The sequence below is a fragment of the Kocuria sp. CNJ-770 genome (assembly GCF_001942375.1).
GTDB classification, from domain to species: domain Bacteria; phylum Actinomycetota; class Actinomycetes; order Actinomycetales; family Micrococcaceae; genus Kocuria; species Kocuria oceani.
In genome coordinates, this window is the sequence record NZ_MKJW01000074.1 from 37,222 (window position 1) to 50,334 (window position 13,113).

The window sequence follows — 13,113 nt, forward strand, 5'->3', positions numbered from 1 at the left end:
ATCAGCAGGCTGTTGGGTCCATCCCCTGCGGGCCCGTCGGCCGTCTCATCCGCGCTCGAGCAGCTCCCGGGCGCGATCCACGTGCCCGCGCACCGCCTCGGCCCGGCGCACCACCGCGTCCAGGCGGTGGGCCGCGCTCTCGTCGTCGGTGCGCATGAACCGCGCCATGGTCAGCGCCTCGGCGGCCTGGGCCATGGCGTTGCCGGCCCGGGAGAGCTCCCGGTGGACGTCGTTGAGGTAGCCCCCGGTCGAGGCGGGGATGTCGTGGCTGCCGCTGGGCGCCGTGCGCTGGGCGGCGGCGCAGATCGCCCGCACCTCCGGCAGCAGGTCGGCCAGCGCGTTCGCGGTGGGCACCACGGACTGCGCGAGCGCCTTGTCGGGGAGGGTCTCGAGGATCTGGTGGAAGCGGTCCAGACCTCGGCGGAACCGGTCGTGGGCGCGGCGCCACACACCCAGTCCCAGTTCGGCCTCGTCACGGCGAGCGGCGCGGTAGTCGCGCAGGAATGCCACGGGCGGTCCTTTCGGGAGGAGACAGTCCATCCTACGGCGATGGGCGCGGCCGTCCGCGCGCCGCCGGCGCCCGGTCGGCGCAGGCCCCGGGCGCGGTGGCCCGGGGCGGGTGCTCAGGGGACGAGCAGGACCTTGCCGATGTGGGTGCCCGAGTCGAAGTGCTCGTGGGCCTGCGCCACCTGGTCCAGGGGGAAGGTGCGGTTGACCACCGGGACGATCCGCCCGGCCTCGACCTGCGGCCAGACGTGCTCGCGGAGGGCGGCCATGATCCGGGCCTTCTCCCCGGCGGGCCGGGAGCGCAGCGTGGTGCCGATGACCGCGGCGCGCTTGGCCATGAGCTTGCCCAGGTCCAGCTCCCCCGTGCGCCCGCCCTGCAGGCCGATCACGACCAGCCGCCCGTTGACGGCGAGCGCGTCGAGGTTGCGGTCCAGGTACGCCCCGCCCACCACGTCGAGGACGATGTCCGCGCCGTGGCCGTCCGTCAGCTCCCGGACGCGGGCGACGAAGTCCTCCTCGCGGTAGTCGATGGTCTCCGCGCCGAGCTCGCCGGCCGCGGCCGCCTTTTCCGGGCCGCCGACCGTGGTCAGCACCCGCAGGCCCAGCGCCCGGCACATCTGGATGGCGTTGGTGCCGATCCCGCCGGTGCCGCCGTGGACGAGCACCGTCTCCCCCTCCCGGGCCGCGGCGGCCATGAAGACGTTGGAGAAGACGGTGGCGCACACCTCGGGCAGCCCGGCGGCGGCCTCCACGTCCACGCCCCGCGGGACGGGCAGCACCTGCGCGGCGGGGACCACGACCTCCTCGGCGTAGCCCCCGGAGTCCAGCAGCGCGACGACCTCGTCCCCGACCCCGATCCCGGCCTCCGCCGGGACCGCCGGGCCCAGCTCCTGGACCGTGCCCGAGACCTCGAGCCCGAAGACCTTCGAGGCCCCCGGGGGCACCGGGTACCGGCCCAGGCGCTGCATGACGTCGGCCCGGTTGACGCCGGCCGCGCGGACGCGGATCCGCACGCTGTCCGGGGTGAGCTCCGGGGCGGGGACCTCGGTCACGGCGAGCACCTCCGGTCCGCCGGGGGTGGTCTCGAGCACTGCGCGCATCTTGGGGCCTTCCTGTCGGGAACGACGTGCGCTCCCATTGTGTCCCCGGGTCCGGCCCGGGTCACCCGCGGCCGCCGGTCCTCCCCCGCCGGCGAACGCCCCGGGCCCGGCGCTCTGCCGCTGTCCGACCGGCGGCCCGGGGCGTTCGGCTCCGCTCAGCGGATGGAGGCGTAGGCGTCCAGGGCGCGGGCGCGGCTGGCCGGCAGGTCCACCACCGGGGCGGGGTAGCCCACCGACGGCCCGAGCAGGCCGGGTTCGTGGGGATCCACCCCGGAGTCACCGGCCAGCTCCGGGACCCACCGGCGGATGTAGCGGGCGTCGGGGTCGAACCGGCGCCCCTGCGTCAGGGGGTTGAAGATCCGGAAGAACGGGCTCGCGTCCGCCCCGGAGCCGGCCACCCACTGCCAGTTGCCCGGGCCGCCGGCCGGATCGGCGTCCACGAGGTGGTCCCAGAACCACTGCTCCCCGCTGCGCCAGTCCACCAGCAGGTTCTTGGTCAGCAGGGACCCGGCGACCATCCGGACCCGGTTGTGCATCCAGCCCGTGGCGAGCATCTGCCGCATGCCCGCGTCCACCAGCGGGAACCCGGTGCGCCCCTCCTGCCAGGCCCGCAGGTCCGCGGCGCCCTCGGCGGGGTCCCGCCACGGGAACGCGTCGAACGCCGGGCGGACGTGGCGCACGTGCAGCTCCGGCTCCTGGTGCAGCAGGTGCCAGTTGAACTCCCGCCAGCCCAGCTCCGTCAGGAACTTCTCCAGCCCCGGGCTGCCCCCCTGCTCGGCGCGGTGCCGGACCGCGGCGTCCCACACCGCGAACGGGCTGATCTCCCCCCAGCGCAGGTGCGGGGAGAGCCGGCTGGTGCCCTCCCGGTCGGGGCGGTCGTGGCCCTCGTCGTAGTCCTCGGCGCGGTCCAGGAAGTCGTCCAGCCGCTCCCACGCGGCGGCCTCTCCCGGGGTCCACGTCCCGGCCAGCCCGGCCGCACGCCCGGGCTCGGGGAGCAGGCCCCACGCCTCCGGGTCCTCCCCGGCGGCGCAGGCCGCGACGGCCCGGTCCGCGCCCCGTCCCGCGCCCGGCACCGGCAGCGGCTGGCGGATCTCCAGCGCCCGCAGGGCCTTCCAGAAGGGCGTGAACACCTTGTACGGCCCCCCGGCCCCGGTGCGCAGGGCCCACGGCTCGTGCAGCAGCGAGGCCTGGAAGGAGTGGGCCTCCACCCCGTGCTCCGCGCACCACTGCTTCACCCCGGCGTCCACCGCCAGCTCGGGGCCGCCGTACCGGCGGTTCCAGGTGATCCCGCCCGCCCCGGTGCGCTCGAGCACCTCGGGCAGCACCGCCCCGGCGGGCCCGCGGCGCAGCACCAGCGGGATCCCCAGCTCCTCCAGGGAGGCGCGCAGGGAGCGCAGCGACCCGTGCAGCCACCATTTCGAGGCCGCGCCCAGGGGGCGGACACCCGCCGACGCCTCGTCCAGGACGAACAGGGCCAGCACCTCCCCCCGCCGGCACGCGGCCTCGAGGGCGGGGTGGTCGGTGACGCGCAGGTCGTCCCGGACCCACACGATCGTCGTCGTCCCGCGGGCGGGGATCTCCGGTGCGCTCACGCGCCCACCTAGCGGGGGCTTTGCTGGCGTTCCCAGCGGCGTGGAAGAATGGGCGGCGCGCTCCGCCGTCCCGGCGAGCGCGGGGAAGGTTGTCCGAGCGGCCTAAGGAGCCGGTCTTGAAAACCGGTGTGCGGTGACCCCGTACCAAGGGTTCAAATCCCTTACCTTCCGCTGCTGACCCGGCCCCCGGCGCCCCGCGCCGGGGGCCGGGTCGTTGCCGTGGCTCTCCGGCAGGTTCCCGGCAGGCCGCCGACATGTGCCCGTCACGACGCCGGACGTTCACATCTGCGTGCTCCAATGGGGACATCGACTCGTCACCCCGCCCCCGGAGGACCCCGTCATGACACCCCCGAAGCACCGTCCTGCCCTGCACGCGGCTCTCGCCGCCGGCGTCGTCTCCTCGTCCGTGCTCGTCCTCCCGGCGGCGCACGCCGACGAGACCGCGGGCGCCTCCCCCGCCCCGGCGGCCGCGGACGCGGACGTCGACCTGCTCTACTTCAACGACTACCACGGCCGGCTCGCCTCCGACCCGCTCCTGTTCGCGGGCGCGATCGAGCAGCTGCGCGCCGAGAACGAGGACGGCACGCTGCTGCTGTCCGGCGGCGACAACGTGGGCGCCTCCGAGTACGTCTCGGCCGTCCAGCAGGACAACCCCACCCTGGACGTGCTCGACGCCCTGGAGCTGGACGCCTCCGCCGTGGGCAACCACGAGTTCGACCGCGGCGTGGAAGACCTCACCGGGCGCATCACCGAGCGCGCCGACTTCCCCTACCTCGCGGCCAACGTCCTGGGCCCCGACGGCGCGCCCGTCACCGAGGCCTCCGCGACCTTCGACGTCGACGGCGTGCGCATCGGCGTGGTCGGCGCCGTCACCCAGCAGACCGCCACCCTCGTCTCGCCCGCCGGGATCGCGGGCCTCACCTTCGGGGACCCCGTCGCGGCGGTCAACGCCGAGGCCGAGCGGCTCGAGGCGGCGGGGGCCGACGTCGTCGTCGCCCTCTACCACGAGGGCGCCGCGGACGCCTCCGACGTCCTGGCCGACCGGCTGGTGACCGGCACCTCGGAGACCGTGGACGTGGTGTTCAACGCGCACACCCACGACGTCTACGATCAGGCCGTGGATCTCGACGGCGACGGCGACTTCGAGCGCGCCGTGCTGCAGGCCGGCTCCTACGGCGGCAGCCTCGGACGGGTATCCTTCAGCTACGACCGGGCGGCCGACGACGTCGACCTCACCACCGAGGTGCTCGACGTCGGCGAGACCGTCACCGCCACCGAGGAGGAGCTGGTGGCCCAGTACCCCCGCGTCGCCCGGGTCGCCGAGATCGTGGCCGCGGCCGAGGCCGTGGCCGTCGAGCGGGGCAGCACCCCGGTCGGGCAGATCACCGGGGACATCACCACCGCCTACGGCCTCCGCGACGGCCAGCCGGCCCGCGACGACCGCGGCGCCGAGTCGAGTCTGGGCAACCTCGTCGCGGAGTCCATCCGCGCCACCCTGCAGGAGCCCCACGGCGTGCAGATCGGCCTGATCAACCCCGGCGGACTGCGCGCGGACCTGCTCTGGGCGGACGACCCCGGCGAGGCCCTCGACGGCGACCGCGACGGCCAGGTCACCGAGGCCGAGGTGAACCAGGTGATGCCCTTCTCCAACAACCTGAACACCGTCACCCTCACCGGCGCCCAGTTCAAGCAGGTCCTCGAGCAGCAGTGGCAGCCCGCCGGGTCCTCCCGGGCCTATCTCCAGCTGGGGCTCTCGGAGAACGTCTCCTACACCGCCGACCCCTCCCGTCCGGCCGGCGACCGGATCACCTCCATCACGGTGGACGGCGCGCCCTACGACCCCGCGGGCAGCTACGTGGTGGGCTCCGTGTCCTTCCTGACCGCCGGCGGCGACAACTTCACCGCGCTCGCCGAGGGCACGGCCGCCACCGACACCGGCCGGATCGACCGCGAGGCCTTCTCGGAGTACCTCGCCGCGAACGCGCCGCTCAGCCCGCAGTTCGACCGCCGCTCCGTCCAGCTCACCGGGACCGCCGCCGAGGCCTGCACCGTGCGCTTCGACGTCTCCTCCCTCGACATGACGTCCCTGGGCGCCCCGGACACCACCTCGCTGTCCGTGCGCGCGGGCGCCCCGGACGGGACGGAGCTCGGCACGGTGCCGGTCCTCGACGGCGCGGCCTCCGTCCGCCTCGACACGGCCGAGCTGGCCGACGGCGCCGCGGTGTGGCTGGTCGCCGAGCCCACCGGCACCCGGGTGCGGGTCCCGGACGCCGTCCTGGGCCTGGCCGCGGACTGCGTGACGCCCGGGCCCGCCGAGCCGGAGCCCACCGAGCCGGCCGAGCCCCAGCAGCCCGGCAAGGGCCGGCCCGGTGAGCACCCCGGGAAGGGCGAGCCCGGCCGCGGCGTCTGGGAGCACGGCTCCGAGCGCGCCCGCCAGGTCCTCGGCCGCTTCTTCGGCTGACCCCCGCCCGCCTCCTCCCTGCGCTGACCTCTAGCCCTTCCGCTCCCTTTTTTCTGACCGAAGGAACCCTCCCACCGTGAAGACGTTGCTCTCCCTGCCCCTGAGCGGGGCCCTGGCGGCGGCGCTGCTCGCCGCGCCGCTGACCGTTCCCGTCCACGCCGCCCCGGACGGGACGGCCGTGGTCATCAACGAGGCCTACACCAACGGCGGTTCGGCCAACGCCGTCCACCGGCACAAGTTCGTCGAGCTCTACAACCCCACGTCCGAGACCGTGGACCTCACCGGCTGGACGCTGCAGTACCGGGCCGCGGGCGGCACCGGCACGTCCAGCGCCGTCGCACTGTCCGGGACCATCGCACCGGGCGGCTACTTCCTGGTCCAGGGCGGGTCCAACGGCGGCAGCGGGGAGCCCCTGCCCACCCCGGACCTGACCACCTCGTTCAATCCCGCGGGCGCCTCCGGAACGATCCTCCTCTCCGACGGCGCCGAGCGCCTGAGCGCGCCCACCGGCTCGGTGACCGGCGCGGACGGCATCGTGGACCTGCTCGGCTACGGCACGTCCAACACGTTCGAGAGCGCACCGGCCACCGGGCCGGCCACGAACGGCGACCCGCGGTCGATGACCCGCCAGGACGGGGTCGACACCGACGACAACTCCGCCGACTTCACCGCCACGGGCACCGTGACCCCGCAGAACTCCGGCGGCGACGGCCCGGCGCCCGAGCCCACACCCGACCCCACCGCCGAGCCCACGGCCCCGCCCGTCAGTCTCCCGATCCGGGAGATCCAGGCACCGGGGACGCCTCGCCCGTGGCCGGGCGGACGGTGACCACCCGCGGCGTGGTCACCGCCGTCTACGCGACAGGGGGCCTCGACGGCTGGTACGTGCAGACGCCGGGCACCGGCGGAGACCTCGACCTCGAGCAGCACGAGGCCTCGGACGGCGTGTTCGTGTACTCTCCCTCGGCCGTGGCCGACGTGCGGCTCGGCCAGTACGTGGAGGTCACCGGAACGGTCGCCGAGTACTACGGCCAGACCCAGCTCAGCGTGCGCCCCGACGGGCTGCGGGTCCTGGACGAACCCGTGGAGGCCGTCAAACCGGCCACGGTCGGCTGGCCGGCCGACGACGCCCGGCGCGAGAGCCTCGAGGGCATGCTGCTCGACCCGGCCGGTGAGTTCGTGATCACGGACAACTACGGCCTCAACACCTACGGCGAGCTCAGGCTCGCCGCGGGCGGCGCACCCCTGGTCCAGCCCACCGCCGTCGGGGCCCCCGGCTCCCCGGAGGCCGCCGCCCAGGCCGCCGACAACGCCGCCCGCGGGGTGCTGCTCGACGACGGCGCGACGACCAACTACGGCAGCTTCGCCAACGCGTCGGTGCCGCTGCCCTATCTCGCCCCGCGGACCCCGATGCGGATCGGCGCGCCCGTCGACTTCGTGGCGCCCGTGGTGCTCGGCTACTCCTTCGACGAGTGGCGCCTCCAGCCCACCACCCACCTCACCGGGAGCAACCCGCAGGACGCGCCGGTCGTCGCCGAGAACACCCGCACCGCCGCCCCGGAGGACGTGGGAGGGGACCTCCAGCTCGCCACGTTCAACGTGCTCAACTACTTCAGCACCACCGGGGACGAGCTCTCCGGATGCTCCTACTACACCGACCGCGCCGGGGACCCGATCTCCGTGCGCGGCGGCTGCCTGGCCCGCGGCGCGGCCGAGCAGGAGGACCTGGAGCGCCAGCAGGCCAAGATCGTGGCCGCGATCAACGCCCTCGGCGCCGAGGTCGTCTCCCTCGAGGAGATCGAGAACTCCGCGAAGTTCGGCAAGGACCGCGACCAGGCGCTCGCGGACCTGGTCGCGGCCCTCAACGCGGCGGCGGGGGCGGAGACCTGGGCCTACGTGCCCTCGCCGGCGCAGCGGCCCGCCCTCGAGGACGAGGACGTCATCCGCACGGCGTTCATCTACCGGCCGGCCGCGGTCGGCCCCGTGGGCGAGTCCGTGATCCTGCAGGACGAGGAGAACTTCGACAACGCCCGGGAGCCGCTGGCCCAGACGTTCCGCCCCGCCGGCGGGAGCGCCGACGACGACTTCACCGTGGTGGTCAACCACTTCAAGTCCAAGGGCTCCGCGCCCCGCACCGGGCCCAACGCCGACGCCGGGGACGGTGCCGGGGCCTGGAACGCCGACCGCACCGCGCAGGCGCAGGCCCTGGTCGCGTTCGCCGAGCAGCTGAAGACCTCGCAGGGCACGGACCGGGTCTTCCTCACGGGCGACTTCAACTCCTACGACCAGGAGGACCCGATGCGGGTCCTGCACGAGGCCGGCTACGCCAATCTGTCCCCCGAGGGCGAGTACTCCTACGCCTACGGCGGCATGCTCGGCTCCTTGGACCACGTCCTGGCCTCCCCCGCCGCGGCCGAGCTCGTCACCGGCTCGGACATCTGGGAGATCAACGCCCACGAGTCGGTGGGCCTGGAGTACAGCCGGCACAACCACAACGTGGTCGACCTCTACGCCGCGGACCCGTATCGCGCCTCCGACCACAACCCGGAGGTCGTGGGCCTGGCCTTCGGCGGTGCGCAGCCCACCGACCCGCAGAAGCCGGGCCGGGGCAGCTCCGGCGAGCACCCCGGCCGGGGCCACTCCGGCGAGCACCCCGGCAAGGGCCTCCGGGAGCACGCCAGCGACCGCGCCCGCGAGGTGCTGCAGGGCCGCCTCGGCTGACCGGCCCACGGCACGCCGATCGCGCTCCCGCCGCTGAGCGACCCCGCTGCACCCGAGGGATCACGACCTGCTGTGGTCACTCGCGGCGCACAGCGGGGGCCAGCACGGCCTCGGCGATGCGGTCGGCGTCGGCCAGGGTCCGCGCGCCCAGCTCCGCGGAGGCCCCGGCCTCCGCGGCGATCGCCACGCCCCACTGCACCGCCGAGAGCTGGATGCCGAGCACGTGCACACCGGGCTCCACGCCGCCGTCGACCCGCACGGCCCGGTACGGGGGGCGGCTGACGTCGAGGCCGGTGCTGGGCACGGTCGCGACGCCGTCCCGGGTCTCCATCGCCCGCACCCGGACCAGGCCCTCCCGGTGCATCGCGGTCAGCAGCGGCGAGATGTTGCGGCGGACGTCGTTGGGCGGTGACATGGCCTCCACCAGGTGCTCGGCGTGGAAGGGCTCGTCCTTGACCCACGGCGAACCGGCCACGAACCGGCCCTCCTCCTCGTGCACGAGGAACTGCGGGTCGGGGCCCAAAAAGCGGACCACCCCGGCCCGGGCGAGGGCCGCCAGCTGCTGGGTCCGCAGCACGGGCGGCCCCGAGGCGAGGCCCTCCACGAACGGCTCGAAGCTCCGGCGCAGCTCGTCCGTCCAGGAGGCGTCGCCGATCCCGATGTCCGCGAGCACCGCCTTGAGCACGGTGCGCGCGGCGTTGAGCGAGGCGACCGCCATCTGCAGCGGGTCGTCCTCCCCCGCGAGGGCCCCGTGCACGTCCCGGTCCAGGTGATGGACCACGGCCGCGGCGAACTCGTCGTGGGAGCCGAAGCCGATCCCCTCGAACGGGCGGGCGAGCCGGAGCGCGTTCAGCTGCCGGCCCGGGACCACCGCCGAGGCGATGAGCCGCTCCGCGCGGGAGGTCCACGGCCCCTCCGGGTGGTCGTCCCCCGTGCCGAGCACGGCGTCGAAGCGGGCCAGGAACTCCTCCGGGTCGGTCTCGAAGGCCTCGGGAGCCGTCCTGGCCAGAGCCGTGTAGTAGTTCCACTGGGCGTCCTTGCGGATCAGCGGGTAGAGGTCCGCCTCGAAGGACAGGGGCCCGTCGGCCCGCGCCGCGAGCGCCCGCACGGCGTCGAGGGTGAAGAAGCGGGTGCTCAGGGAGCGCGCGTAGTAGCCCTCGAGCACCGCCTTGGAGCGGTAGGGGGCGCCGCGGCGGGAGCCGGCCACGATCACCGGCTCCCGGCCCGAGGGGTGGTAGACGAAGCGCTCCCCCTCCTGGGTGTAGATCCCGCCGCGGCCCTCGGTCACCTGGGCCAGCACGTCGCAGAAGTTCAGCCCCATCCCGCGCACCAGGACGGTCTCCCCGGCCGGCAGGTCGTCCCAGTGGACGTCGGCCGGCACGGCCGGCGGCCAGTAGGTCAGCCCGAACTCCGCGGCGCCGTCCACGAGCTCCTGCTGGTCCGGGCGCAGGTCGGCGTCGAGGTGGCCGAGGGCGAGCACCACGGCGTCGGCCGGCAGGTTCTGCCCGCCGCTGATCTCCACGTCGTAGCGGTGCCGCGCGTGCTCGCGCACGTGCACGCCCACGGCCTCGGCCCGGTGCACGGTCAGCTGGACCGAGGCCGGGAGGGCGTCCCGCAGGGCGCGGAAGACCCAGTCGAGGTAGACCCCGTACATCCGCCGGGAGGGATAGGACGTGGGGGTCATCCGGGTGAGGTGCGCGGCGTCGTCGGGGTCCACGGCGATCCCCCCGGACACGGCCGCGAGCCGCCAGTGCTCGAAGCTCATGTTCCGCAGCGGCTCGAGCGGGTCCACGGGCAGCACCCCGTCGTCGGCGATCACCGTGGGGAACAGCGACGGCGTGTTCATGAGGTAGAGCGGGGACTGGTTCGTCCGCCACACGTGGCCGGGGCCGGGCGGGAAGGGGTCGACGACGTCGATGCGCACCCGGGTGCCGGAGGCCGCCGAGCGGGCCGCGAGCCGCTCCACCACGGACAGCCCGCGCGGGCCCGCCCCGATCACCGTGACACGTCGTTCCGTCCCTGTCCTGCCCGCTGCACTCATGACCCTCAGGGTATCGACCCGCGCGGGCGGCGCCGGACGGGAGCGGGGCCTACGATGGCGGACATGACCGAGACCGCTGAGACCGCCGCCCGCCCGACCGCCGAGCAGCCGCACGACGAGCACCTGTGGCTGGAGGAGATCACGGGCGAGGCGCCCCTGCAGTGGGTCGCCCGGCAGAACGCCCGCACGCTCTCGGCGCTCGAGGGACCGCAGCTGCGTCGCCTTGAGGCGGACGTGCTCGAGGTCATGGACTCGACCGAGCGGATCCCCATGGTCGCCAAGCACGGCCCGCACTACTACAACTTCTGGCGCGACGCCGAGCACCCGCGCGGTGTCCTCCGCCGCACCACGTGGGAGTCCTGGCTGAGCGAGGAGCCCCGCTGGGAGCTGCTGCTCGACGTCGACGCCCTGGCCGCCGAGGAGGGCGTGGAGTGGGTCTACGGCGGCGCCCGGCTGCTGCGGCCGCAGTACACCGGCGGGCAGCACCGGCGGGCGCTGATCAGCCTCTCCCCCGACGGCGGCGACGCCAAGCGGGTGCGCGAGTTCGACCTCGAGCGCCGGCAGTTCGTGCCCGGCGGCTTCGACGTTCCCACGGCGAAGTCCTCGGTGAGCTGGGTCGACGCGGACACCGTGCACGTGGGCACCGACTTCGGGCCCGGTTCGATGACCGCCTCCTCCTATCCCCGCACGGTGCGCGTGCTCCGCCGGGGCCAGGACCTCGCCCAGGCCCGCCAGGTCTTCGAGGTGGACGAGCAGCACGTCCAGGCCGTGTTCGTGCGCGACCACACCCCCGGGTTCGTCCGGGACCTGGCCGTGGACGTGGTCGACTTCTTCGCCTCCCGCACCTACCTGGTGCGCGGGGACGAGCTGGTGCACGTGGACGTGCCCGACAGCGTCACGGTGGACCTGCACCGGCAGTGGCTGCTGCTGCGGCCCCAGGAGGAGCTGGAGCTGGACGGCACCGTCCACCCCGCGGGGTCCCTGCTGGCGGCCGAGCTGGAGGCCTTCCTGGCCGGGGACCGGTCCGTGGCACCGGTCTTCGTCCCGGACGAGCGCACCGCGCTGCAGTCCTGGTCCTGGACCGCCGACCGGCTGATCCTGAACCTGCTGCGGGACGTCTCCTCGGTGGTGCGCGTGGCCGAACCGGGCCCGTGGAGCACCGTCGAGCTGCCCGGGGCGCCGGCGCTGTCCAGCCTGGACGCCTACGCCGTCGACGACGAGGACCCGGAGGCGGGCAACGACTACTGGCTGGTGGCCTCCGGGTTCCTCACCCCGACCACCGTCTCCCGGGGCACCCTCCCGGCCGGTGCGGGCGCCGGGGCGCCCCCACGGCCGGCGAGGACCGCGCCGGGGTTCTTCGACGCGTCCGGGCTGGCCGTCGAGCAGCACTTCGCGGTCTCCGCCGACGGCACCCGGGTGCCGTACTTCCAGGTGGGTCCGGCCGAGCTGGTGCTCGACGGGGAGAACCCGACCCTGCTCTCGGGCTACGGGGGCTTCGAGGTCTCCCGGACCCCCGCGTACTCCGGGGCGCTCGGGCGGTCCTGGCTGTCCCGCACCGACGACGCCGGCCGCTCCGGGGTGTACGTGCTCGCCAACATCCGGGGCGGCGGGGAGTACGGCCCGGCGTGGCACCGGGCCGCGCTGCGGGAGCACCGGCACCGCGCCTACGAGGACTTCGCGGCGGTCGCCGCGGACCTGCAGGCCCGCGGCGTGTGCGCGCGGCGGCGCCTGGCCTGCTCGGGCGGGTCCAACGGCGGGCTGCTCGTGGGGAACATGCTCACCCGGTGGCCGGAGCTCTTCGGCGCGGTCTCCTGCGGGGTGCCGCTGCTGGACATGCGCCGCTACACGAAGCTGTCCGCCGGGGCGTCCTGGATCGCGGAGTACGGGGACCCGGACGACCCCGCCCAGTGGGAGTCCGTGCGCACCTTCTCCCCCTACCACCTGCTGCGCGAGGATCGGGACTACCCGCCGGTGCTGTTCTGGACCGCCACGAGCGACGACCGGGTGGGCCCGGTGCAGGCCCGCAAGACCGCGGCGCGGATGCTGGGGATGGGCCACGAGGACGTGTGGTTCTACGAGGCCACCGACGGCGGGCACGCGGGCGCCGGGGACAACCGGCAGGCGGCCCGGCTGCACGCCCTCTCCCACGAGTTCCTCTGGGCGGCGCTGCACCGGGACTGAGCCCGGACCGGCTCAGCGCCGCTCGCGCTCCGGCACCACCCAGCCCATCACGAGGGAGACGACCCCGATGATCAGCGTGGCCAGCACCGCGGTCCAGAAGAAGTCGTCGATCTCGAGCCGCAGCGGCGTGAACGAGCTCAGCCAGGACGTCAGCCACAGCATCGCCGCGTTGACCACGATGGCGAACAGGCCCAGGGTCAGGCAGGTGATGGGCAGGGACAGGATGGTCAGCACGGGCCGGACGATCGCGTTGACCAGGCCGAAGACCAGCCCCACGAAGAGGTAGGCCAGGACGGAGGCCGTGGTCCCGCCGCCGACGGCCGAGACCACGGAGGGGTCGGCCGTGAGCTGCATCCCGGGCAGGATCCAGGCGGCCACCCAGATGGCGAGCGCGTTGACGAGGACGCGGAGCAGGAAGGACATGGCCCCATCCTGTCAGGCCCCGGTGCCGGGGCGACAGGAGCGGACGCTCGGTGACGGCGCCCCGGCACGGCAGCGCGGCAACGACCG

The 13,113-nt window shown here is 74.7% G+C and carries 9 protein-coding genes and 1 tRNA gene; 5 read left to right on the top strand and 5 right to left on the bottom strand.

Translation table 11 applies throughout. From position 1 onward, the window contains the following. Nucleotides 1-45: 45 nt before the first annotated feature. The 3 genes from BJF77_RS03415 to BJF77_RS03425 all read right to left on the bottom strand — a co-directional run bounded on the left by BJF77_RS03415 (nucleotide 46) and on the right by BJF77_RS03425 (nucleotide 3,199). Nucleotides 46-510, bottom strand: coding sequence for a hypothetical protein (locus BJF77_RS03415; RefSeq protein WP_139318423.1), 465 nt, complete (start codon nucleotides 508-510; stop codon nucleotides 46-48). A gap of 113 nt (nucleotides 511-623) precedes the next feature. Continuing rightward, nucleotides 624-1,607 carry an NAD(P)H-quinone oxidoreductase gene (locus BJF77_RS03420; RefSeq protein WP_075871273.1) on the bottom strand — a complete coding sequence of 328 codons (984 nt, stop codon included), beginning with the start codon at nucleotides 1,605-1,607 and terminating at the stop codon, nucleotides 624-626. A gap of 155 nt (nucleotides 1,608-1,762) precedes the next feature. Continuing rightward, nucleotides 1,763-3,199, bottom strand: a complete 1,437-nt coding sequence (locus BJF77_RS03425) for a deoxyribodipyrimidine photo-lyase (protein ID WP_255396118.1) — start codon at nucleotides 3,197-3,199, stop codon at nucleotides 1,763-1,765. Between the two features lie 83 nt (nucleotides 3,200-3,282). Here BJF77_RS03425 and BJF77_RS03430 point away from each other — a divergent pair. The 4 genes from BJF77_RS03430 to BJF77_RS03440 all read left to right on the top strand — a co-directional run bounded on the left by BJF77_RS03430 (nucleotide 3,283) and on the right by BJF77_RS03440 (nucleotide 8,381). Then, a tRNA-Ser gene (locus BJF77_RS03430) sits at nucleotides 3,283-3,370 on the top strand. A gap of 169 nt (nucleotides 3,371-3,539) precedes the next feature. Further along, nucleotides 3,540-5,660 (top strand): bifunctional UDP-sugar hydrolase/5'-nucleotidase, encoded by a 2,121-nt coding sequence (locus BJF77_RS03435; RefSeq protein ID WP_075871274.1) that lies wholly within the window; start codon nucleotides 3,540-3,542, stop codon nucleotides 5,658-5,660. 76 nt (nucleotides 5,661-5,736) lie between these two features. Further along, nucleotides 5,737-6,489 carry a lamin tail domain-containing protein gene (locus BJF77_RS21365; protein WP_255396119.1) on the top strand — a complete coding sequence of 251 codons (753 nt, stop codon included), beginning with the start codon at nucleotides 5,737-5,739 and terminating at the stop codon, nucleotides 6,487-6,489. Then, complete coding sequence (locus BJF77_RS03440) at nucleotides 6,486-8,381, top strand: ExeM/NucH family extracellular endonuclease (protein ID WP_255396120.1); 1,896 nt, start codon at nucleotides 6,486-6,488, stop codon at nucleotides 8,379-8,381. The genes BJF77_RS21365 and BJF77_RS03440 overlap by 4 nt, the downstream gene beginning before the upstream one ends. Before the next feature lie 76 nt (nucleotides 8,382-8,457). Here BJF77_RS03440 and BJF77_RS03445 read toward each other — a convergent pair whose 3' ends face one another. Beyond that, nucleotides 8,458-10,422 (bottom strand): FAD/NAD(P)-binding domain-containing protein, encoded by a 1,965-nt coding sequence (locus tag BJF77_RS03445; RefSeq protein WP_047802999.1) that lies wholly within the window; start codon nucleotides 10,420-10,422, stop codon nucleotides 8,458-8,460. Nucleotides 10,423-10,485: 63 nt separating this feature from the next. Here BJF77_RS03445 and BJF77_RS03450 point away from each other — a divergent pair, with 63 nt between their 5' ends. Further along, nucleotides 10,486-12,603 (top strand): prolyl oligopeptidase family protein, encoded by a 2,118-nt coding sequence (locus tag BJF77_RS03450; protein WP_075871287.1) that lies wholly within the window; start codon nucleotides 10,486-10,488, stop codon nucleotides 12,601-12,603. Nucleotides 12,604-12,615: 12 nt separating this feature from the next. On the opposite strand, the gene BJF77_RS03455 is transcribed toward BJF77_RS03450, so the two are convergent. Next, nucleotides 12,616-13,026, bottom strand: coding sequence for a phage holin family protein (locus tag BJF77_RS03455; RefSeq protein WP_047802998.1), 411 nt, complete (start codon nucleotides 13,024-13,026; stop codon nucleotides 12,616-12,618). Nucleotides 13,027-13,113 lie beyond the last annotated feature (87 nt).